This is a genomic window from Alphaproteobacteria bacterium, assembly GCA_020638555.1.
In the GTDB taxonomy this organism is placed as follows: Bacteria; Pseudomonadota; Alphaproteobacteria; order Bin95; family Bin95; genus JACKII01.
Genome location: JACKII010000005.1, coordinates 281,795 through 301,984, shown reverse-complemented (window position 1 = coordinate 301,984; position 20,190 = coordinate 281,795). Strand labels below are relative to the sequence as shown.

Below are 20,190 nucleotides of genomic sequence, written 5' to 3'. Positions count from 1 at the left end.
ACCGTCCGGGGAACACCGGCATCCGGTCCAATCGGCGTCAGGCCTTGGACCAGGCGACGATTTCCTGGCGCTGCTCGCCCAACCCCTCGATGCCGAGTTCGACCACGTCGCCGGCATTCAGGAATTTCGGCGGCGTCTTGCCGGCGCCGACGCCCGGCGGCGTGCCGGTCATGATGACGTCGCCCGGCAGCAAGGTCATGTATTCGGACACGAACGAGACGATCTTCTTCACGCCGAAGATCAGCTTGTCCGTGTTGCCGTTCTGCATCGTCTCGCCGTTCACCTTCAGCCAGATGCTCAGCTTCTCGGGGTTCGGCACCTCGTCCTTGGTCACCAGCCAGGGGCCGATGGGGGCGAAGCCGTCTGGGCTCTTGCCCTTGGTCCACTGGCCGCCCGGGCGCTCGGTCTGGAATTCGCGCTCGGAGACGTCATTGCCGACCGCATAGCCGGCGACGCAAGCCAGCGCCTCGTCCTCGCTCACATAGCTGGCGCGGGAGCCGATATAGACGCAAAGCTCCACCTCCCAGTCCAGCTTGGTGGAATGGGGCGGCTTCACCACCGGGCCGTTCGGCGCATTGTAGGCCGTCGGCGATTTCATGAAGATGATCGGCTCGCTGGGCGGCGTCGCGCCGACTTCGGCGGCGTGGTCCGAATAGTTCAGGCCGATGCACACCACCTTGGACGGGTTGGCGACCGGGGCGGCCATGACCGGCGAGCCGACGACCCTGGGCAGGCTGGCGGGGTCGATCAGGCCGATTTCGGCCAGGCCCTCGGGGCTGATGGTGTCGCCGTCGATATCCGGCACGACCGAGGACAGGTCGCGGATGGCGCCGGAGGCGTCGAGAATGCCGGGCTTGACCTGGTCGCCGGCGTGGTAGCGAACGAGTTTCATGCGAATGCTTCCCTATTCATTGGCCGGATCGGGAGATGCCCCACGGTGCGGCATCCCCCGAAAACCGGGATGTCTTACTCGGCCGCCGCTGCCAGCGCCGGATACTTGACCGCGCCGTTCGCCTTCATGCCGGCGATGTCGGCGGCGGAATAGCCCCACTCGGCCAGGATCTCGTCCGAGTGCTCGCCGATGGTGGGGGCGTGGGTGAGCGCGTCCGGCCCGGTGATGCGGGGCTGGCCCGGAATGTGCGGCATCGGGATGGTGCCGGTTTCCGTGTGGTCGACATAGGCGATGGCGTCCACGGCCTTCACCTGCTCGGCCTGCATCAGGTCGCCGTAATTCTGCACCGGCGCGTTCATGACCCCGGCCGCGGTCAGGCTTTCGGCCCAGTCCTGGGTCGAGCGGGTGGAGAACACCTCGCGGATCAGCGGCATCAACACCTTCTCGTTCGCGAGCCGCGCCTCGCGCGAATTGAAGCGCGGGTCGTCCTTCCAGTCCGGCTTGCCCATCACGTCGCAGAGCGAGTGATAGTGCGCCTCGCGCATGGCGGTGATGTTGATGAAGCCGTCGGTGGTCTGCATGGTGCCGACCGGCACGTAGAGCGGCTGGCTTTCGCCCTTCTCCAGGTAGAATTCCATGATCTTCGCCGCCTGGAAGGCCGCGGCCGACTGCATCAGATTGTTGTCGATATAGCAGCCGACGCCATAGCGGAACTTGCGCATCAGGGCGGTGGAGATCGCCTGGAAGGCGTAAAGGCCCGTGGTCACGTCCACCGGGATCATGTTCAGGCGCTGCGGCAGGCCGTCCTTGTCCTTGTTGACGGTCATCAGGCCGCTGAAGGCCTGGATCACCGCATCCGTCACCGGCAGCTTGGAATTGGGGCCGGTCTGGCCGAAACCGGTCACCGACAGATAGATGACGTTCGGGTTGAACGCCTTCACCTGGTCGTAGGACAGGCCGAACTTCGCCATCACGCCCGGGCGGAACGCCTCGACGATCACGTCGGCCTTCTCGGCGATCTTGCGGGCGACGGCCTGGGCGTCCGGCTGTTTCATGTCCATGGCCAGCGAGCGCTTGCCGCGGTTGAAGGCGATGGAGTGGGCGCACTGGTCGCCATACATCGCCCCCAGCGTCCGGCCCCAGTCGCCTTCCGGCGGCTCGATCTTGAGGACGTTCGCACCGTGCTGCGCCAGCAGCATGGTGGAATGCGGGCCGGCAACGCCCTGGGTGAAATCCAAAACATTGACGCCCTCAAAGGCGCGGGGCTCGGTGGTCATCGGGGGCTTCCTCCAACGGAAAATCGCAGCAGACACTTAAGTCGGATATCGTCCGGATAAAGCCATGGCAATCGCAGGGCGTCAATCGCCGCTGCGCCCGGCCGACGCGACCGCTGTCGCACCCCCTGCCGCAGCCCTCTTTGCCGCGATCATGGCCCGCCGCTGCGCCTAGGGCCTCAGCGCGGCCCAGGTCGCCGGCCCGACAATGCCGTCCACGGTCAGGTCGGCTTCGATCTGGAACTGGATCACCGCCCGTTCCGTCTCGCTGCCGAAAACGCCGTCGACGGACACCGCAACCCGCTTGTCCTTGAGCGCGGCCTGCAACGCGCGGACGTCGTCGCCGCGCATCATCGGCCGCGTCAGCTTCAGCACCCGCTCGTCCGGGTCTTCCGCGGTCACGCGCACCGTGCCCGCCAGCGCCGCCTCGTCGATGCGCACGCCGCGCACGGTCAGCGGCAGCGCCAGGGTCCAGGCCCCGGCGTCCGCCAGCGCCTGCAATGCGTCCATGCGATAGACGGTCTTGTGCAACAGGCTGTTGCCATGGGTGGCGAGCCAGTGCCGCCGGGTGGCGATATAGGCGGACACCCAGGCCTCCTCGCCCAGACCGGCCAGGGTGCCGTGCTCGGCATTGGTGCGGTCGCGCATCCGGTGCCAGGAGCCATGCACCCGGCTGTCATAGACCACGGCCGCGGTCAGCGGTTGCGCGCCGCCCAGAAAGGCGAGGCTGTTGATCGCCGGCTGCCAGTAGACCCGGTCGAAAAACGCGTCCTGCACCGCCTGCATTACCGGATCGTCGCCCGCCTCGCGCAGCAGGCGGCGGAACGGCCTGTCCCGGTCCAGCGACAGGTCGCGCAACTCGACCCGCGCCAGAAAGGGCAACAGGTCCGCGGCAAAGGTGGCCCCCTCGGCGCGGCAATAGTCGCCGACCAGCAGGGCCAGATTGCCGCTCGCGAGCGTCGTCTGCGCCTTGCCATAGGTGAGGTGGCCGGTATCGCCCGCCAGCAGGGTCACGGCGCCATAGTCGCCGCGGACCCGGCCGGTCTCGAAGATCTGGACGATCGCCTGGGCGGTCTGTTTCTGGGTCTCGGTCAGCATGGCCCGTTCCTCCGCACGAATGGCAGTTTTGACAATTTACCATAAATACGCGCGCTTCGCTGCCGCCATGCGCCCGGCCGCAGCCGGCCGTTCCGGGGCGTCGCTCCGGAACGGGGCCGGGGCGGTCACACCACCTGGCAGGCGTCCTCGAAGGCCAGCTTGGGGTGGCGGTCGAACAGCTTCGACGGGTCGCCCTGGCCCAGATTGACCAGGAAGTTGCTGCGCCAGGTTGTGCCGGCAAAGAAGGCCTCGTCCAGCTTGGCGTTGTCGAACCCGCTCATCGGGCCGCAATCCAGGCCCAGCGCGCGGGCGGCGATGATCAGATAGGCGCCCTGGAGCGTGCCGTTGCGGAACGCGGTCTCGTACGCCAGCTTCTCGCTGCTGGTGAACCAGTTCCTGGCGTCGGGATTGTGCGGAAACAGTTCCGGCAGTTTCTCGTAGAAGGCCGCGTCATAGGCGACGATCACGCTCACCGGTGCGGCCATGGTCTTGTCCAGATTGCCGCTGGAGAGCGCCGGCCGCAGTTTCTCCTTGCCCTCTTTCGAGCGCACGAACACGAAGCGCGCCGGCGAGCAATTGGCGGAGGTGGGGCCGCATTTCACGATGTGATAGAGCCGCTGCAGCGTCTCGTCGGTGATGGCCGCCTGCGGCTCCACCCAGCCATTGTGGCTGCGGGCTTCGCGGAACAGCAGGTCGAGCGCGGCGTCGTCAATCATGGGAACTCGCTTGGGTTCAGGGACAGGCATCGAAGGATCGCCCGCGATCCTAGCGCACCCGCCCGCTACGGCAAGGGTGCGTCCCGAAACCAGTTCCCGGCCGCCGACTCAACCAAGGCGTCTGCCGGCGCGAACGCCACGCCCGCCGGGTCCTCGCCCGCCGCCACCCTGGCCGCCTCCGCGCGCAGGCGCTTGCGCAGCAGGATGATGCCGCGGTCGCTGGAGCCCAGATGCTCCTGGGAGTGATAGGTGATCGGCCCCTGGCCCACCTGCGCCTCCCAGTCGCCCGGCAGGTCCTGGTGTTCCCGCTCGGAAAGCTCCGACCAGAGCCGGCCGCCGAAGCGCGAGCGGATGCGGCCGAGCGTGCCCGCCTCCCGCACCCGCGCGGCGGTGAACACGGTGTAGGTCTCGGAATCGATCGGCAGCACCCAGCCGATGCTCTCGCACCGTCCGGGCGTCAGGCGCGGGCTGGCGACGACGCGCACGGTCGGCAGCACGGTCTCGGTGATGCGGTTCAGCACGCCGCCCTCCGGCAGTTGGCGCACCTGGTAGGAACGCACGCCGTGGGCGAAGGGCTCGAACCGCACGTCCGGCACGATGCCCATGGGGGCGACGAACTGGGTGCCGCTGAAGCCATCGTGCAGCACCGGCACGTGCAGCGGGTCCATGACGTTCTCATAGTGCTGCAACCAGTTGCAGGGCGCGACCGGGCCGCCGCCGGTGCCGATGCCCTGGTCGTCCGCCTCGACGAACTCGCCGTCGTCCAACTCCTCCAGAACGGTATAGCGCGGCAGCAGCGGCTGGCGCGCCGGCGGGCCGAGATAGGCGAAGATCAGGCCATAGCGCTCGCGGAGCGGATACCAGGGCTGGCGCACCTTGCGCCGGAAATTGCCGCCGCCCTCCGGCTCCATCGGCATGTCGAGGCAATGGCCCTCCGCATCGAACAGCCAGCCGTGATAGCAGCAGCGAATGCCGCCCGCCTCGACCTTGCCGTAATAGAGCGTGGTGCCGCGGTGGCAGCAGCGCGGATAGAGCAGGCCGGGCCGCCCGCCACCGTCGCGGAACAGGATCAGGTCCTCGCCCAGCACCCGCACCGGCTTCGGCCGCGCCGAGGCGTCGCTTGCCAGCCCGACCGGGTGCCAGTAGCGGCGCAGCAATTCACCCATGGGCGTGCCGCGCTCGACCCGGGTCAGGGCCGCGTCGTATTCGGGTGCGGGCAAGTCATAGGCAGAGCCGTCTGGCGGGCGGCGGGGCATCGGCGGGCCTCCGTGGGAGAGGGAGAACACAGGAACGAACGCGCGCGACGCGTGGGCGGATGCTCTTCCTTCCGGCGCGATGTTCCCCGGGCGAGGCGGAGCCGAGACCCGGGGCCGGTGTCGTCTGTCGAACATCATCGCCGCCGGTGTTCGCGAGATCAACCGATCCCGGACGCCCGCTCCGCAGGCTCCGGGACACAGTTGTCCTGTCCGAGGCGTCCCCCCAACATCCGGGCTCCGAGAGGCTCTCCGGCGTGGACTCCCGCCTCCGCGGGAGAAAGGGGGAGAAGGATACCTCGGCCGCCCGGTATCAGGCGCCGCGGCGGGGCAGTTCGACCACGGCCGAGCCCATGGCCGACAGCTCGCCGTCCTGGTTTTCCGCCCGCTGCGAGATCTCGACCAGATGCCGGCCGTCCTCGACGAATTTCCGCGCCACCTGGGCGTGGATCTGCAACAGGTCGCCTTCCGGATTGTGGCGGCGCACCTGGCATTTCGCCTTGCGCAGAAATCCGTCGTCGCCCATCCAGTTGGTCGCCTGGTGGGTCAGCCACGAGCAGCGCTCGGGGCCGTAGTCATAGGCGCCGGGCGCGCCGACCTTCAGCGCGAATTCCTCTTCCCAGTGCACCCGCTCCGGGCAATCGGGAATGCCGCGCCGGTTCTCGATGCCGAGCCCCGCATGCTTGGACTGCTGCTGCCAGGCCAGCTTGTTGGCGCGGATATAGAGGCCGCCCCAGCCCTGGGCATAGGCGATGAAGCCGGTCACGGTCATCGGCCCTTTCGCCATGGTCGGCAGGTCCTCGCCCTCGCGCACGTCGTCCCAGTAGCGGGTGTCGGCGCCGCGGATATCCTCCTGCTCATAGAGGCGGTTGAAGGCGTCCAACTCGTCGCGCGTGTAGGTGCGCAGCGGGCGCGAGCGGACGTCGGTGTATTTGGTGCCCTTTTCGCGCGCATGGTCGCGGTCGGTGCGGAAACACCAGCTGTCCGCCTCCGCCAGCAGGTCGCCGTTGGCAGAGTCATAGAAGTTCACGTGATAAATCTGCTGGATCGCCTTGCCGGCGAAGCGCGTGTCGTGCTCCACCAGATCCTTCAGCCAGGCCTCTGTCCGCACCTCGGTGTTGCGGCGTACCGGCTTGTGCCAGGTCCAGTCGGCGCCGGACCACATGGCGTGCACGCCCGGCAGCCCGCCGACATAGCCGGAAATGATGCGGCTGGTGGCGAACAGGAAGCTCGGCGGCGCGATCACGTCGCCGTAGTGCGTCTGCCGCGCATAGGCGGGGTCGCACCAGAGCGGGTTGTCGTCGCCGATGCCGTGGGCGTAGTGGCGGATATTGTCCCGCGTCGCCTCATAGCACCACGGCTCCACCGTGTTCTCGATCTTGACGCCGATGCGCTGGCGCAGTGCCGCGACGCCGTCCTCGGTGATTTTGGGAAACGCGGTCTGGGAATTTGTGGTCTGGGAATTTGCGGTCATGGGGGGTTCTCCTGAAAAGACGGTTCGGCCGGCGCCGCGATGGTGGAGGGGGCGCGGTCAACCGGTGGGGGCGCCGGCCAGCGCGTCGCGCAGCGCCTTGCGGTTGACCTTGCCCGCCGGGGTTTTCGGCAGGGACGCGACATAGGCGATTTCGCGCGGATATTCGTGGCGGCTGAGATTGGCGCGCACCAGGTCCTGGATCTCTTCGGTCAGGCCCGGCACGGGCTCGCCCTTCGGCACCACATAGGCGCGCACGATCTGGCCGCGGGTTTCGTCCGGCACGCCGATGGCCGCGGCTTCGGCCACCCGCTCGTGCTTCAGGATGGCGTCCTCGATCTCGACCGCGCTCATGGTCCAGCCGGCGGAGATGATGACGTCGTCGGCCCGGCCCGCATGGTAGAAATAGCCGTCGGCGTCGGTCCGACCCAGATCCTTGGTCGGGAACCATGCGCCGCGCCGGCGCACCACCAGTTCGCCGATCTGGCCGGGCGGCAGGCGCGCGCCGTCGGCCCCGTGCACCTCCACCTCGACCCCCGGCACCGGCTTGCCCAGCGAGCCCGCCCGCACCTCCAGGTCGTCGGCGCCGGGATAGCTGGCCAGGATCACGCCCACCTCGGTGGTGCCGTACATGCTGCAAACCTTGGTTCCGAACAGCGCCTCGCAATAGGTTGCGGTCTCGCTGTCGATGGGCTCGCCGGTGAAGGAGAGCTTGGCGATCCGGTAGGCGAAGTCCCCGGCCCGGCCGCAATTGCGCATCAACCGGTAATGGGTCGCCGCCGCCGAAAGATTGGTGATTTCGAATTCCGCCAGCGCCCGCAACAGGCGCACCGGGTCGAACTTGCCGCTGAACGTGCCGGTCGAGACGCCCAGGGCCAGCGGCGCCAGCGTGCCGTGCCAGAGCCCATGGCCCCAGGCCGGCGAGGACGGGCAGAAAAACCGGTCGCCGGGGCGGATGCCGGTCGCATAGAGCGCGGCGATCATCAGCGTGACGATGGAACGATGCGTGTGGCGCACCGCCTCCGGCAACGCCCGTGTCGTGCCGGACGTGTATTGCAATACCGCCAGATCGTTGCCGGCCGTGTTCGGCTCGAACCGGTCGGGGAAACGGGCGAGGTTCTCCAGGAACGCCGCATCCGCGACCACCACTTCCGGCCCGCCGGCAAAACGGGCGTCGGCGGCCTTGTCGGCGCTGGTGACGAGCAGCCGGGGCCGGCAATCGTCGACCCGGAGGCGGATGCCGTCCGGCCCGAACAGGGTGAACATCGGCACGGCGACCGCACCCGCCTTCATCGTGCCGAACAGGGCGGCATAGAAGGCCGGCGAGGGCTCCAGCATCACCGCGACCCGCTCGCCCGCCGCCACGCCCTTGGCCCGCAGATAGTGGGCGAACCGCGCCGACGCGGCGGAGAGTTCGGCAAAGCCGATGGTCTCGCTCCGGCCGTCGGCATAGGCGAGGCAGAGCGCCGTGCCGCCGCCGGCCACGTGCCGGTCGACGCATTCGTGGGCGATGTTCAGCCGCTCCCGGTCGCCATCGAACAGGTCCCACAGCGCCTGGGGCGAGAAATGCCGCTGCGCGTCCCGATAGGAGCGATAGTCGGTGAGTTTGGCCATCTGCGGTTTCCTTCCCGGAACGGGCCGACCGGTCTCCGCCGGCCGCTCCCGATGGTGGACAGCCTAGCGCCCGGCAAATTTTATTGTCAATATGAAATTGTTATTGTATATAGACAATAATATATCCTCTGGAGAGCCTCAATGGCGGACCCGAAGCCCAGCAGTGCCACCCACCGGCCGGTGCCGGCGGTGACCCGCGCCATCCGGATTTTGCGCCGGCTCGGCGCCGCGGCCGAGCCCATGGGCGTCAACCCGCTGGCGCGCGACCTGGGCCTGGTGCCCAGCACCTGCCTGCACATTCTGCGGGTGCTGACCGCGGAAGGTTTGGTGGAGTTCGACCCGGCCTCGAAGCGCTATTCCATCGGCGTCGGCATTCTGCCCATCGCCCGCAGCGCCATTCAGCGCAACGGCTTCGCCACCCTGGCCCAGCCGATGCTGGCGGCGCTGTCGGAGCAATTCGGCGTCACCGCCATGGCGACGCAATTGGTCGAGCCGCAGCAAATGGTGGTGGTGGCGCTGTCGCACGCGAACCTGCCGCTGCGCCTGTCGGCGGAACTGGGCAGCCGCTTCCCGGAGCTTATCAGCGCCACCGGCCGCTGCGTCGCCGCCTTCAACGGCTATGACGCGGCGACCTTGCGCCAGCGCTTCGCGCAACTGCACTGGGACAACCCGCCGGCCTTCGCCGCCTGGATGGAGGAGGTGGAGCAAACCCGCCGCGACGGCCATGGCATCGACCGCGGCGCCTATATCGGCGGCGTGACCATCGTCGCCGTGCCGCTGTTCAACGACGCGGGCGCCATGGTGCGGGGCTTGGTCGGCATCGGCCTTTCGGACCGGATCGAGGCCACCGGCATCCCCCGCATCGCCGCCGCCCTTCGCGAGCGCCGCGATGCGCTGGCCGGTCTGCTGGTCAGCGGCTGAGCCGCCCGCCTGCGCGTTCTCGGGGGCGCGAGCCGGGACCTCTTACCGTCTGGTGTGTCCCGGGCCTGACCCGGGACCGCTGTCCGAGCCCGTCTCCCAAGCCGGCCCCGGGTCAAGCCCGGGGAACAGAATAGGCCGAGCCAGTCTCTCAAGCCGGCCCCGGGTCAGGTCCGGGGGACAGAGGTGTCCGCCCCGGCTCAGGCGGGCCGCAGTGCCGCGCCCAGGTCGGCGGGTGTCCGCTCGTCCAGTTGCAGCACGATTTCGCGCACGCGCTCGGCCTGGTCGGTGCCGAAGGCCATGGCGGCGCAGGCGCGGTATTTCGCACTGACGCCGTCCACGTCCAGGGCGCGCTCGCCGGCGCCGCTGTTGATCGGCACATGCTTCGCCAGCCGCCGGCCGTCCTTCAGCGTCACGACAACGCCGCCGGAGAAATAGGTGGGAAACGCCGTGTCCGGGTCGGCCTTGCATGCGACCTTGGCCGCCAGGTCGAGCAAGGCGCGGTCGGAGAACGCCGTGTCCTGCAACTCCGCCAGGCCGAAGCGCCCGTGCGCCAGGCAGGTCGCCAGCACGAACTGCGCGCTGAACTTCGCCTCATAGTCGGTGGTCGGCACGATCTTGGCCGCGTGCGGTTCGGCGACGATGGGCAGGGTCGGCTCCGGCAGCAGCGCCTCGACGGCGACGATATCGCCCGCGTCGATCTCGTGGCTGAGCTCGATGGCGGCATCGGCGGCGCCGTGAATGAAATGGCAGACCGGATAGGGCTTGATCGCCGTCTCGGCCAGCACCCAGCGCTCGCCCAGCCCCGCGTCCAGCCTGGCGATATCGGTGTCGCCGATATGCTCCTGGAAATGGGTCTCGAACAGGCCGAACTTGCCCTCATAGGGGCGCCGCGGCCCGACAAAGCCGTTCTGGGCCAAGGTCGCCGCGGTGATGCCGGCGACCGCGCCCCAGCCCGGGTGAAAGCGCTTGGTCCAGGCGCCTTCCTCCAGAAACACCTGGATGCCGGCGGCGCTGCTGCCGGCAATGCCCTGGGCCATGGTCAGCGCGTCGGCGTCCAGCCGCATCAGCTTGCCGGCGATGATCGCCGAACTGAAGTGCGAGGCGAGGGCGGTCGCGTGATAGCCGGCATGGTGGAAGGCGCCGTTGGCCGCCAGCCCGATGCGGATCGCCGTTTCCATGCCGGCAATATAGGCCACCAGCACGTCGCGGCCGCTGGCCCCGGTCGCCTCGCCCATGGCCAGCGCCGCCGGCAGGCAGGCCACCGAGGCGTGGATGATGCTGCCCAGATGCGTGTCGTCGAAGTCCAGGCCGTGCATCAGCATGCCGTTCGCCAGCGCCGCATCGCGCGCGCTCAGCCGCTCCGTCTCGCCGATGACCGAGCAATCGCCGCGGCCGCCCAGCGCCTTCACGCCGGCAACCGCGCGCGTCGCAAAGGGATAGGCGGTGGCGGCGATGCCGGTGCCGACCGCATCCAGGATTTGCAGCTTCGCCCGCTCGCGCACCGCCGGCGGGATGCGCTCCCAGGTCAGGTCGGCGGCAAAGGCCGAAAGGGCTTCCGCCTTGGAGGGTGTGCTTGCCATGGTCATTGCTCTCCATCATGCCCGACGCGGCGGGTCGGCTTGGCCGCAACCGGCCGCGGTTCCGATATCCTCATCCCCCCCTGTTCCGCTGGACCGTGCCGGAGCGCGGCTCTCCGGCAGAGACCCCGGCTCAAGGCCGGGGAAGCGGGAGAGACGATCGCGGGGCGGGATCAAGGGCCGCCGGGAATCCGGCCGGCCCGCATTTCAAACCTGGCGGCGTCTCGCCTCAGGCGTAGCCCAGCTGCTTGTTCAACTGCTCCAGCAGGCCCTTGGCCGCCTCGGCGATCACGGTGCCGGGCGGGAAGATGGCGGCGGCGCCGGCGGCGTACAGTTCGTCATAGTCCTGGGGCGGGATCACGCCGCCGACGACGATCATGATGTCCTCGCGCCCCTCGGCCGCCAGCGCCTTTTTCAGCTCCGGCACGAGGGTGAGGTGGCCGGCGGCCAGCGAGCTTGCACCGACAATGTGGACGTCGTTCTCCACCGCCTGGCGCGCGGCCTCGGCCGGCGTCTGGAACAGCGGGCCGATATCGACGTCGAAGCCCAGGTCGGCGAAGGCGGTGGCGATCACCTTCTGGCCGCGGTCGTGGCCGTCCTGGCCCATCTTGGCGATCAGGATGCGCGGGCGGCGGCCGTCCTGCTCCTCGAACGCTTCCACCAGCTTGCGGACCTCCTGCACGATCGGCGTCCCCTGTCCGACTTCCTGGGAATAGACGCCGCTGATCGCCTTGATCTGCGCGACATGGCGGCCCCAGACCTTTTCCATCGCCTGGGTGATCTCGCCGACGGTGGCCTTGGCCCGCGCCGCATCCACCGACAGCGCCAGCACATTGCCCTGGCCGGTTTCGGCGGCCTGGGTCAGCGCCGCCAGCGCGGCGTCGACCGCGCCCTGGTCGCGCTCGGCCCGCAGGCGTTGCAGCTTTTCGATCTGGGCGGCGCGCACGGCGGCGTTGTCGACCTTCAGGACATCCACCAGCCGGTCGTCGGTCGGCTTGTACTTGTTGACGCCGACCACGGTCTGCCGGCCGGAGTCGATGCGGGCCTGGGTGCGGGCCGCGGCTTCCTCGATCCGCATCTTGGGCATGCCGGCCTCGATCGCCTTGGCCATGCCGCCCATCTCGTCCACCTCCTGGATATGCTCCCAGGCCTTGCGCGCCACTTCCTGGGTCAGCCGCTCCACGTAATAGGAGCCGCCCCAGGGGTCGATCACCTTGGTGGTGCCGCTTTCCTGCTGCAACACCAACTGCGTGTTGCGGGCGATGCGGGCGGAGAAGTCGGTCGGCAGCGCCAGCGCCTCGTCCAGCGCGTTGGTGTGCAGCGACTGGGTGTGGCCCTGGGTCGCCGCCATCGCCTCGACGCAGGTGCGCACCACATTGTTGAACACGTCCTGCGCCGCCAGGCTCCAGCCGCTGGTCTGGCAATGGGTGCGGAGCGCCAGGGATTTGGGGTTTTTCGCCCCTTCCGCCTGCATCAGCTTCGCCCAGAGCAGCCGCCCGGCGCGCATCTTCGCGACTTCCATGAAGAAGTTCATGCCGATGGCCCAGAAGAATGACAGCCGCGGCGCGAACGCGTCCACGTCCAGCCCGGCCTTCTTGCCGGCCCGCACATACTCGACGCCGTCCGCCAGCGTGTAGGCGAGTTCCAGGTCCGCCGTCGCGCCCGCCTCCTGCATGTGATAGCCGCTGATCGAGATCGAGTTGAACCGCGGCATGTTCTGCGAGGTGTAGGCGAAAATGTCGGAAATGATCCGCATCGACGGCTGCGGCGGATAGATATAGGTGTTGCGGACCATGAACTCCTTCAGAATGTCGTTCTGAATCGTGCCGGTCAGTTGCTCCGGCTTCACGCCCTGTTCCTCCGCCGCGGCGATATAGAGGGCGAGCACCGGCAGCACGGCGCCGTTCATGGTCATGGACACGCTCATCTGGTCGAGCGGGATGCCGTCGAAGAGCGTGCGCATGTCATAGATCGAGTCGATGGCGACGCCGGCCATGCCCACATCCGCCGCCACGCGCGGATCGTCGGAATCGTAGCCGCGGTGGGTCGCCAGATCGAAGGCGATGGAGAGGCCCTTCTGCCCCGCCGCCAGATTGCGCCGGTAGAAGGCGTTGGAATCCTCCGCCGTCGAGAAGCCCGCATACTGGCGCAGCGTCCAGGGCTTGTTGACATACATGGTGGGGTAGGGGCCGCGCAGATAGGGCGCGATGCCCGGCATGGTGTTCAGGAAGTCCAGGCCTTCCAGGTCCTTGGCCGTGTAGACCGGCTTGACGGCGATGCCCTCCGGCGTCTCCCAGGCCTCCGGCTTGTGCCCCAGTTCCGCCGCGGCGGCCTGCTCCCACGCGGCCAGATCGGCGGCGGGCGGCGGCGCGTTCTGCGGTTCCAGGTGGACGTCGGCAAAGCTGGGAATGGCGGACATGGGACGGGACTCGCAACAGGGGTGGGCGCGCCAAGCGCACGATTCGCTCGGAAATTAGGGGAAAACGGCGGGGCGGTCGAGTCTGGCGGTCCAGCCGTGCGGCAACAAACCTGGACAAGCCCGCCGCCGCGGCTAGCCTTGTTCCCTAACACCAGGACCACGCACAAGGGAGCGGTGCTCCGCTAGCGGCGCGCCGAACGCCAAGCCATGGCAGACATGTTCGACTACGTCATCGTCGGCGCCGGTTCCGCCGGCTGCATTCTCGCCAACCGGCTCTCGGCCGACGGCCAGCATTCCGTCTGCCTGCTGGAGGCGGGGCCGCCGGACCGCAACATCTACATCCACATCCCGGCGGGCTTCATCAAGAACCTGGACAACTCTTCCATCAACTGGATGTACCAGGCCGAATCCGGCCCGCACATCAACGGCCGCAAGATGCCGGTGCCGCGGGGCAAGACGCTGGGCGGCTCGTCGTCCATCAACGGCATGATCTACAATCGCGGCCAGCGCCTGGACTACGACCACTGGGCGCAGCTCGGCAATCGCGGCTGGGGCTATGCGGACGTGCTGCCCTATTTCAAGCGCTGCGAGGCCCGGGTCGGCGAGGGCGACGACACCTATCGCGGCCGCGCGGGCGGCATGACCGTCGAGACCATGCCCTACCGCCACCCGCTCTGCGACGCCTTCATCAAGGGCGCGGCGGAGATCGGCATCCCGCTGAACCCGGACTATAACGGCGCCAAACAGGAAGGCATCAGCTATGTGCAGCGCACGGTCCGCGGCCGCCGCCGCGTCAGCACCGCGCGCGCCTATCTGCACCCGGCGAAGTCGCGCCCGAACCTGACCGTCATTACCAACGCCTTTGCCACCCAAATCCTGCTGGAGGGCAAGAAAGCCGTCGGCATCGCCTATAATAAGGGCGGCAAGGGCGGCACGCCCCTGGAGGCGCGGGCGAACCGGGAGGTGATCCTGTCGGGCGGCGTCATCAACTCGCCGCAACTGCTGCAACTCTCCGGCATCGGCCCGGCGGGACTGCTGCAGGACCTGGGTATCGCGGTGCAGCACGAACTGGCCGGCGTCGGCGAGAATCTGCGCGACCACTACGCGCCGCGCTTCGTCGTCCGCGTCAAGAACGCCGAGACCCTGAACGAGCGCGCCCGCGGCCTGCGCCGCACCTGGGAGATCGCCAAATACCTGGCGGGCGGCAAGAGCATCGTCAACCTGAACCCGTCGCTGGTCTATGGCTTCTGGCATTCGGACCCGGTGGCCAGGAGCAGCGACCTGCAATTCATCTTCACCCCCGCCAGCTATGACGAGGGCAAGCACGGCGTGCTGGCGGACTGGCCCGGCTTCACCGTCGCCGCCTGGCAGCACCGGCCGGAGAGCAGCGGCTATGTGCGGGCGAAGTCCGCCGATCCGTTCCAGAAGCCGGCGATCCAGCCGAACTATCTGGCGCACGAGACCGACCAGCGGGCGGTGGTGGCCGCCATGCGGCTCGCCCGCAGCCTGATCCACAGCCGGGCCATGGCCCCCTATTACGACGGCGAGGAACTGCCGGGCGAGGCGGTGCAGAGCGACGACGAATTGCTGGACGCCGCCCGCCGCATCGGCGCCACCACCTACCACCCGATGGGCACCTGCCGCATGTCGCCCGCCACCGACCCCACCGCCGTGGTGGACGACCGCTTGCGGGTGCACGGCCTGGAAGGGCTGCGGGTGGTGGATGCCTCGGTCATGCCGCGCATGATGTCGGCCAACCTGGCCGCCGGCACGATGATGATCGCGGAGAAAGCCTCGGACATCATCCTGGGCAAGCCGGCCCTGGAGCCGATCATCACGCCGGATTGAGGCGGCGGCGGGCGGCAGCGGATATTTTCCCGAATTTGAGAGCCTTGCGGGCTGGAGGTTCCGCTCGCCGATCGGGCCCCAATATCCCATGGAAAACGCCTTGTCGCTGCGGGGCCGATGGAGCCGTGGGCCGGGCGTCCGCCTTGCCCGTCCCATCCGGCAGGTGGGTTTCCCACGCCTCCGCGGATGTCCGGTGGAATCGCGCTGAAACGTGCCACAAAGGCCTCTCGCCAGCCGCGGGCGGATCGCTTATATGAGCGCGCATGACAGACCTCGCCCATATCCGCAATTTCTCGATCATCGCCCATATCGATCATGGCAAGTCGACGCTCGCCGACCGCCTGATCCAGCAATGCGGCGCGCTCACCGACCGTGAGATGCAGGAACAGGTCCTGGACAATATGGACCTGGAGCGCGAGCGCGGCATCACGATCAAGGCCCAGACCGTGCGCCTGGTCTATCCGGCCCAGGACGGCGAGACCTATTATCTGAACCTGATCGACACCCCCGGCCATGTCGACTTCTCGTACGAGGTCAGCCGGTCGCTGGCCGCCTGCGAGGGCTCGCTGCTGGTGGTGGACGCCACCCAGGGGGTGGAGGCGCAGACGCTGGCCAATGTCTACCAGGCCATCGACAACGACCACGAAATCATCCCGGTCCTGAACAAGATCGACCTGCCGGCGGCCGAGCCCGACCGGGTGAAGGAGCAGATCGAGGACGTGATCGGGCTCGACGCCTCGGACGCGCTGGAAGTCTCGGCCAAGACCGGCCTCGGCATTCCGGAGGTGCTGGAGGCGCTGGTGCACCGGCTGCCGCCGCCGGAAGGCGACGCCAAGGCGCCGTTGCAGGCGCTGCTGGTCGATAGCTGGTACGACCAGTATCTGGGCGTGATCGTGCTGGTGCGGGTCATGCACGGCGTGCTCAAGAAGGGCATGCGCATGCGCATGATGCAGACCGGCGCGGTCTACGAGGTGGACGATGTCGGCGTGTTCGCGCCCAAGCGCACGTCCACCGGCGAGCTGGGGCCGGGCGAGATCGGCTGGGTCAACGCGGCGATCAAGGCGGTGGCCGACACCAATGTCGGCGACACCATCACCGACGACCGCAAGCCGGCGCCGGAAGCGCTGCCGGGCTTCAAGCCGAACCTGCCGGTGGTGTTCTGCGGCCTGTTCCCGGTCGACGCCGCCGATTTCGAGCATCTGCGCGACAGCCTCGCCAAGCTGCGCCTGAACGATGCCAGCTTCGAGTTCGAGCCGGAAAGCTCGCCGGCGCTGGGCTTCGGCTTCCGCTGCGGCTTTCTCGGCCTGTTGCATCTGGAGATCATCCAGGAGCGGCTCGACCGCGAATTCGATATCGACCTGATCGCCACCGCGCCCAGCGTCGTCTACCGCATGCACATGACCAACGGCACGGTGCAGGAAATGCACAACCCGGCGGACATGCCGGACGTGGTCAAGATCGAGTATATCGAGGAGCCCTGGATCCAGGCGACGATCTTCCTGCCGGACGAGTTTCTGGGCCCGGTGCTGAAGCTCTGCGAGGAGCGCCGCGGCATCCAGCAGGAGCTGACCTATGCCGGCAGCCGCGCCATGCTGGTCTACAAGCTGCCGCTGAACGAGATTGTGTTCGACTTCTACGACCGGCTGAAGTCGATCAGCCGCGGCTATGCCAGCTTCGACTATCACATCACCGGCTATGAAGAGGGCGACCTGGTCAAACTCTCGATCCTGGTGAACAGCGAGCCGGTGGACGCGCTCTCGACCATCGTCCATCGCAGCCAGGCGGAACATCGGGGCCGGGCGCTGTGCGCGCGGTTGAAGGACCTGATCCCGCGGCAGATGTTCAAAATCCCGATCCAGGCGGCCATCGGCGCCAAGGTCATCGCCCGCGAGACCATCAGCGCGCTGCGCAAGGACGTCACCGCCAAATGCTATGGCGGCGACATCAGCCGCAAGAAAAAGCTGCTGGAGCGTCAGAAAGAGGGCAAGAAGCGGATGCGCCAGTTCGGCAGCGTCGAAATTCCGCAAAGCGCCTTCATCGCGGCCCTGAAAATGGGCGAGGACTGAGCGCCCCGCCCGCTTGCGTCATCCCGCTTGGGGTGTTTTCGGCACGGGTTGTACCCTTCTCCTGCCCCATCTCCCGCGGAGGCGGGAGCCCATGCCTGAGAGCTTCTCACAGGAGGCGGACTCTGTCTTTGTCTCTCAGGCTTGGGTCCCCGCCTCCGCGGGGACAGGGAAGCTGGGGTGGTGAGCCAGCGGGAAAAGACTCCGCTCTGCATCACCCCGTCTACATCACCCCGTCGAACACCTGCGCATGGGCGCGGAGCGGCCGGCGGTTGATCGCATGGGCGGCACCCAGCAGCCGGAACAGCGCGCGATAATAGCCGGGTTCGTCCGGGGCGGTGCTGCGGTGCGGGACGATGGCCTCGCCCAGGTCGGGAGCGCCGCCCGCGACGATGTCGGGAAACCGCTCCGGCTGGCGCGCGATGCGCCCGGCGAGCGGCGTGCCCAGCATGATCGAGAACCGGTTCACCATCACCCGCTCGATATGGGGCGCGTTGGCCCGGAGGAAGGCGGTCGTGGCGGCGAGGTCGGCGGCGGTTTCCCCGGGCGAGCCGACAATCGCGGTCAGGCGGACGCTCAGCCCGGCATTGCCGGCGTCGCGGCAGAAGGCGGCGACGCGCTCGGCCTGCGTGCCCTTGCCCATGGCGTTCAGCACCCGCTGGCTGCCGGACTCCAGGCCGGTGGTGACACGGGCGAGCCCGGCCCGGCGCGCGGCCCGCAACGCCTCCGGCCCCAGGCCGTTGTCGGCCTCGTTGCCGACATGCACCGCGCAGGTCCAGACCGGGTCCCGGACCAGTTGCGGCAGCCGGTCCAGCAGGCCGTACCACAGGTCGAGGTTCGAGTTCAGCTTCAGGTCGTGGAAGACCATATGGCGGGCCTTGTGCCGGTCCGTCAGCGTGCCGATGACCTCGACGGCGCGGCTCAGGCTTTGCGAGCGGAAGGTCCGGCCCATGACGCCCGTCACGTCCGAGCAGAACTGGCAGGCGCCCCAGCCGCAGCCCCGCGACGTCATCAGCGGGACGATGCGCAGCGGATAGGCCTGCCAGGGGAAGTCGGAATAATCCGGAACCGGCAGGGCGTCCAGGCTCTGCAACGGCGCGGCCGGTGGCCGGATGGCGGTTGCCGCGGTCGAGGTGCCGGGGAAGCGGTCCAGCGGCCGGCCGGCGGCGGCCGCGGCCGTCAGATCGGCGATATAGGGCTCCGCCTCGCCGGCCACGACGGCGCTCACCCCCGCCAGTTCCAGCCAATGGCGCGCAATCGCCGGCTCGCTGAAAGAGGGGCCGCCGACGATCAGCGGGATGCCGCGCGCGCGGCAGATGCGGGCCATGTCGCCGACAATGGCGCGGTACAGGGTGTAGGCGGACACCAGGACGACGTCCGGTTGCCAGTCAAGCGCCTGCCCGAAGCCGGCGACGATCCGGTCCCGGACGCGGTCGTTTCGCGGGGTCATGGCCTTGCGCAGCCGGCCTCTCGCCCGCCGGACGGAGTCGCAGCCGGTCATGGCCGACCAGAAGCGCAACGGGTCCAGCAGGCGGTCCGCGCGACGGGCGCGACTCTGGCGTTGGAAGCCGGAAACGCCGATGGCGAGCGGCGAATACAGCCTCACACGCTGGCCCGCAGACCGCAGGGCTGCGATCAGGTGGCCGACCGGAATGGTGGGGTAGTGGGAGAAATTGTTCAGATCGATGAACAGGATCGACGGAGACGTCATCGGGCGGTCTCACAATCTGTGTCGACCCCGATCGGCGTTTTCGGACCCCAAGCGTGTCGGTGTGTCATGCCCCTGCCTTCCAACCAAAACTATCGCTGCCCGAGCGAACGATACCGTGCCCGGTTCGATCCGGCCAGAGTTCCGCTCTCATGGCCGCTGCGTTTCGTCACAACAGTGTACCGCGCACTATACGATGCGCACAATTCGCAATCGCGCGTATCGGCGGTTCCGGTCCGGCGGCGTGCGGATACCGGGGGAGGGCGTTAGCGGCGATCCGAGGCCGAAACCATGTGGACGAAGGCCGTGCCGTAGCTGGTGTCGATCTCCACCCGCACCGGCAACAGCGGCAGGGAGGCGTCGAGCTTCTGCATCCAGAGCGTGCCGGTAATGCCTTTCCAGCGCTTGGCGTTCGGGCGGTAGCCGGCAAGGCGCACGAAATGAAAGGCGCAGCGCAGCGTCTCGCGCGGGCCGGCGGGGCCGGTATAGGTCTCCCGGCCGCGGTCCTCCAGCACCGTGTCGTAGCGGCGGCGGCCGTCGAACACCGGCACGGAGGCCTGGCAGCGCCCGGCCTCGCTGGTCTTCAGGCTGAGGGCGAACGCCGCCGACAGCGGGTCGAGCACGCCCTTCAGCAAACCGGCCGGCACCGGCGAGCGCGCCTCGGTGGCCGGGTCCGGGTCGGCGGCGACCACCCTGGCCCCGTCGGGCGTGAAGGCCAGTTCGACCCAGTTGCGGTTATCGCCGTCGGCATTGTGGTTGCGGTGATGCTCGGCCCGCGGCAGCGGCGCGAGCCGGCCTTCGGACGAGGCGCTCTGGTCGATGCTCATGAACCAGCCCAGCATGCCGGCGGTGCGCGCGTGCAGCGCCAGGGTATAGCGCGACCGGCCCCATTGCAGATGGCTGTCGGCCTCGCCGATCTTGAAGCCGCTGTAATAGGCTTCGTAGGAAAACCGGTAGTCGCCGGAGGGGGCCTCTGCCGCGGCGTGCGCCTGGAATGCCAGGGTTGCGAGGCCCAGTGCCAGCAGCCATCGCAGCATGATCGGTCCTTTCCTGCATGCGGCCGCACGCCGCTTGACGGCTCATCCGGCCTCGGCTATTACCGCGCTTCCCAACCGGGCGCGTAGCTCAGCGGTAGAGCACCACGTTCACACCGTGGGGGTCCGTGGTTCGATCCCACGCGCGCCCACCATCCTCCCAAATGATATCATCCGGTACCGATTGCCAGAGGCAGCGGCGGATTTTTGCAGGATGGTGGCCGGTTCGCCCGTCGGGGCGGGCCAGGGTTGCCAAAAAAACATCCCGCTTTCTTTGCGTTTTGCGTCAAAATGAGGGTCGG

The 20,190-nt window shown here is 68.3% G+C and carries 14 protein-coding genes and 1 tRNA gene; 4 read left to right on the top strand and 11 right to left on the bottom strand.

The annotated features are described in order from the left end of the window. Positions 1-37: 37 nt before the first annotated feature. The 7 genes from H6844_17735 to H6844_17705 form a co-directional block, all read right to left on the bottom strand. Complete coding sequence (locus tag H6844_17735) at positions 38-892, bottom strand: fumarylacetoacetate hydrolase family protein (protein MCB9931248.1); 855 nt, start codon at positions 890-892, stop codon at positions 38-40. Between the two features lie 74 nt (positions 893-966). Further along, entirely contained in the window at positions 967-2,169 is a 1,203-nt protein-coding gene (locus H6844_17730) for a CoA transferase (protein MCB9931247.1), read from the bottom strand. Positions 2,170-2,337: 168 nt separating this feature from the next. Next, a complete protein-coding gene (locus H6844_17725; protein ID MCB9931246.1) occupies positions 2,338-3,264 on the bottom strand; it encodes a chitosanase in 927 nt (308 codons plus the stop codon). 125 nt (positions 3,265-3,389) lie between these two features. Continuing rightward, positions 3,390-3,980 (bottom strand): malonic semialdehyde reductase, encoded by a 591-nt coding sequence (locus tag H6844_17720; protein ID MCB9931245.1) that lies wholly within the window; start codon positions 3,978-3,980, stop codon positions 3,390-3,392. A 65-nt stretch (positions 3,981-4,045) separates the two neighbouring features. Then, the gene (locus H6844_17715; GenBank protein ID MCB9931244.1) at positions 4,046-5,236 is read right to left on the bottom strand and encodes a Rieske 2Fe-2S domain-containing protein; all 1,191 of its coding nucleotides are present in this window, start codon (positions 5,234-5,236) and stop codon (positions 4,046-4,048) included. A gap of 310 nt (positions 5,237-5,546) precedes the next feature. Then, positions 5,547-6,707, bottom strand: coding sequence for a MaoC family dehydratase N-terminal domain-containing protein (locus H6844_17710; protein ID MCB9931243.1), 1,161 nt, complete (start codon positions 6,705-6,707; stop codon positions 5,547-5,549). 57 nt (positions 6,708-6,764) lie between these two features. Then, positions 6,765-8,318 (bottom strand): AMP-binding protein, encoded by a 1,554-nt coding sequence (locus H6844_17705; protein MCB9931242.1) that lies wholly within the window; start codon positions 8,316-8,318, stop codon positions 6,765-6,767. A 141-nt stretch (positions 8,319-8,459) separates the two neighbouring features. Between H6844_17705 and H6844_17700 the strand changes: the two genes are divergently transcribed. Further along, a complete protein-coding gene (locus H6844_17700; protein ID MCB9931241.1) occupies positions 8,460-9,239 on the top strand; it encodes an IclR family transcriptional regulator in 780 nt (259 codons plus the stop codon). Between the two features lie 197 nt (positions 9,240-9,436). Here the strand turns inward: H6844_17700 and H6844_17695 are convergent, their stop codons facing one another. Further along, entirely contained in the window at positions 9,437-10,819 is a 1,383-nt protein-coding gene (locus H6844_17695) for an MmgE/PrpD family protein (GenBank protein MCB9931240.1), read from the bottom strand. A 226-nt stretch (positions 10,820-11,045) separates the two neighbouring features. After that, entirely contained in the window at positions 11,046-13,235 is a 2,190-nt protein-coding gene (gene scpA / locus H6844_17690) for a methylmalonyl-CoA mutase (GenBank protein ID MCB9931239.1), read from the bottom strand. Positions 13,236-13,442: 207 nt separating this feature from the next. On the opposite strand from scpA, the gene H6844_17685 reads away from it, so the two are divergent. Together H6844_17685 and lepA are read left to right on the top strand one after the other, a co-directional pair. Continuing rightward, positions 13,443-15,083: a GMC family oxidoreductase N-terminal domain-containing protein gene (locus H6844_17685; GenBank protein ID MCB9931238.1), complete on the top strand. Its 1,641-nt coding sequence runs from the start codon at positions 13,443-13,445 to the stop codon at positions 15,081-15,083. Positions 15,084-15,346: 263 nt separating this feature from the next. Further along, positions 15,347-17,149 (top strand): elongation factor 4, encoded by a 1,803-nt coding sequence (gene lepA / locus H6844_17680; GenBank protein MCB9931237.1) that lies wholly within the window; start codon positions 15,347-15,349, stop codon positions 17,147-17,149. Positions 17,150-17,369: 220 nt separating this feature from the next. Here lepA and H6844_17675 read toward each other — a convergent pair whose 3' ends face one another. Continuing rightward, entirely contained in the window at positions 17,370-18,857 is a 1,488-nt protein-coding gene (locus tag H6844_17675) for a radical SAM protein (GenBank protein ID MCB9931236.1), read from the bottom strand. 263 nt (positions 18,858-19,120) lie between these two features. Then, entirely contained in the window at positions 19,121-19,891 is a 771-nt protein-coding gene (locus H6844_17670; protein MCB9931235.1) for a DUF3108 domain-containing protein, read from the bottom strand. A 77-nt stretch (positions 19,892-19,968) separates the two neighbouring features. On the opposite strand from H6844_17670, the gene H6844_17665 reads away from it, so the two are divergent. Then, a tRNA-Val gene (locus H6844_17665) sits at positions 19,969-20,043 on the top strand. The last annotated feature ends 147 nt before the right edge of the window (positions 20,044-20,190 follow it).

Coding starts and splice junctions, on each gene's coding strand:
- H6844_17685 (MCB9931238.1), top strand. CDS start 13,443: ATGGCAGACATGTTCGACTACGTCATCGTCGGCGCCGGTTCCGCCGGC.
- H6844_17670 (MCB9931235.1), bottom strand. CDS start 19,891: ATGCTGCGATGGCTGCTGGCACTGGGCCTCGCAACCCTGGCATTCCAG.
- H6844_17675 (MCB9931236.1), bottom strand. CDS start 18,857: ATGACGTCTCCGTCGATCCTGTTCATCGATCTGAACAATTTCTCCCAC.
- H6844_17730 (MCB9931247.1), bottom strand. CDS start 2,169: ATGACCACCGAGCCCCGCGCCTTTGAGGGCGTCAATGTTTTGGATTTC.
- lepA (MCB9931237.1), top strand. CDS start 15,347: ATGACAGACCTCGCCCATATCCGCAATTTCTCGATCATCGCCCATATC.
- H6844_17735 (MCB9931248.1), bottom strand. CDS start 892: ATGAAACTCGTTCGCTACCACGCCGGCGACCAGGTCAAGCCCGGCATT.
- H6844_17715 (MCB9931244.1), bottom strand. CDS start 5,236: ATGCCCCGCCGCCCGCCAGACGGCTCTGCCTATGACTTGCCCGCACCC.
- H6844_17705 (MCB9931242.1), bottom strand. CDS start 8,318: ATGGCCAAACTCACCGACTATCGCTCCTATCGGGACGCGCAGCGGCAT.
- H6844_17695 (MCB9931240.1), bottom strand. CDS start 10,819: ATGGCAAGCACACCCTCCAAGGCGGAAGCCCTTTCGGCCTTTGCCGCC.
- H6844_17720 (MCB9931245.1), bottom strand. CDS start 3,980: ATGATTGACGACGCCGCGCTCGACCTGCTGTTCCGCGAAGCCCGCAGC.
- scpA (MCB9931239.1), bottom strand. CDS start 13,235: ATGTCCGCCATTCCCAGCTTTGCCGACGTCCACCTGGAACCGCAGAAC.
- H6844_17700 (MCB9931241.1), top strand. CDS start 8,460: ATGGCGGACCCGAAGCCCAGCAGTGCCACCCACCGGCCGGTGCCGGCG.
- H6844_17710 (MCB9931243.1), bottom strand. CDS start 6,707: ATGACCGCAAATTCCCAGACCACAAATTCCCAGACCGCGTTTCCCAAA.
- H6844_17725 (MCB9931246.1), bottom strand. CDS start 3,264: ATGCTGACCGAGACCCAGAAACAGACCGCCCAGGCGATCGTCCAGATC.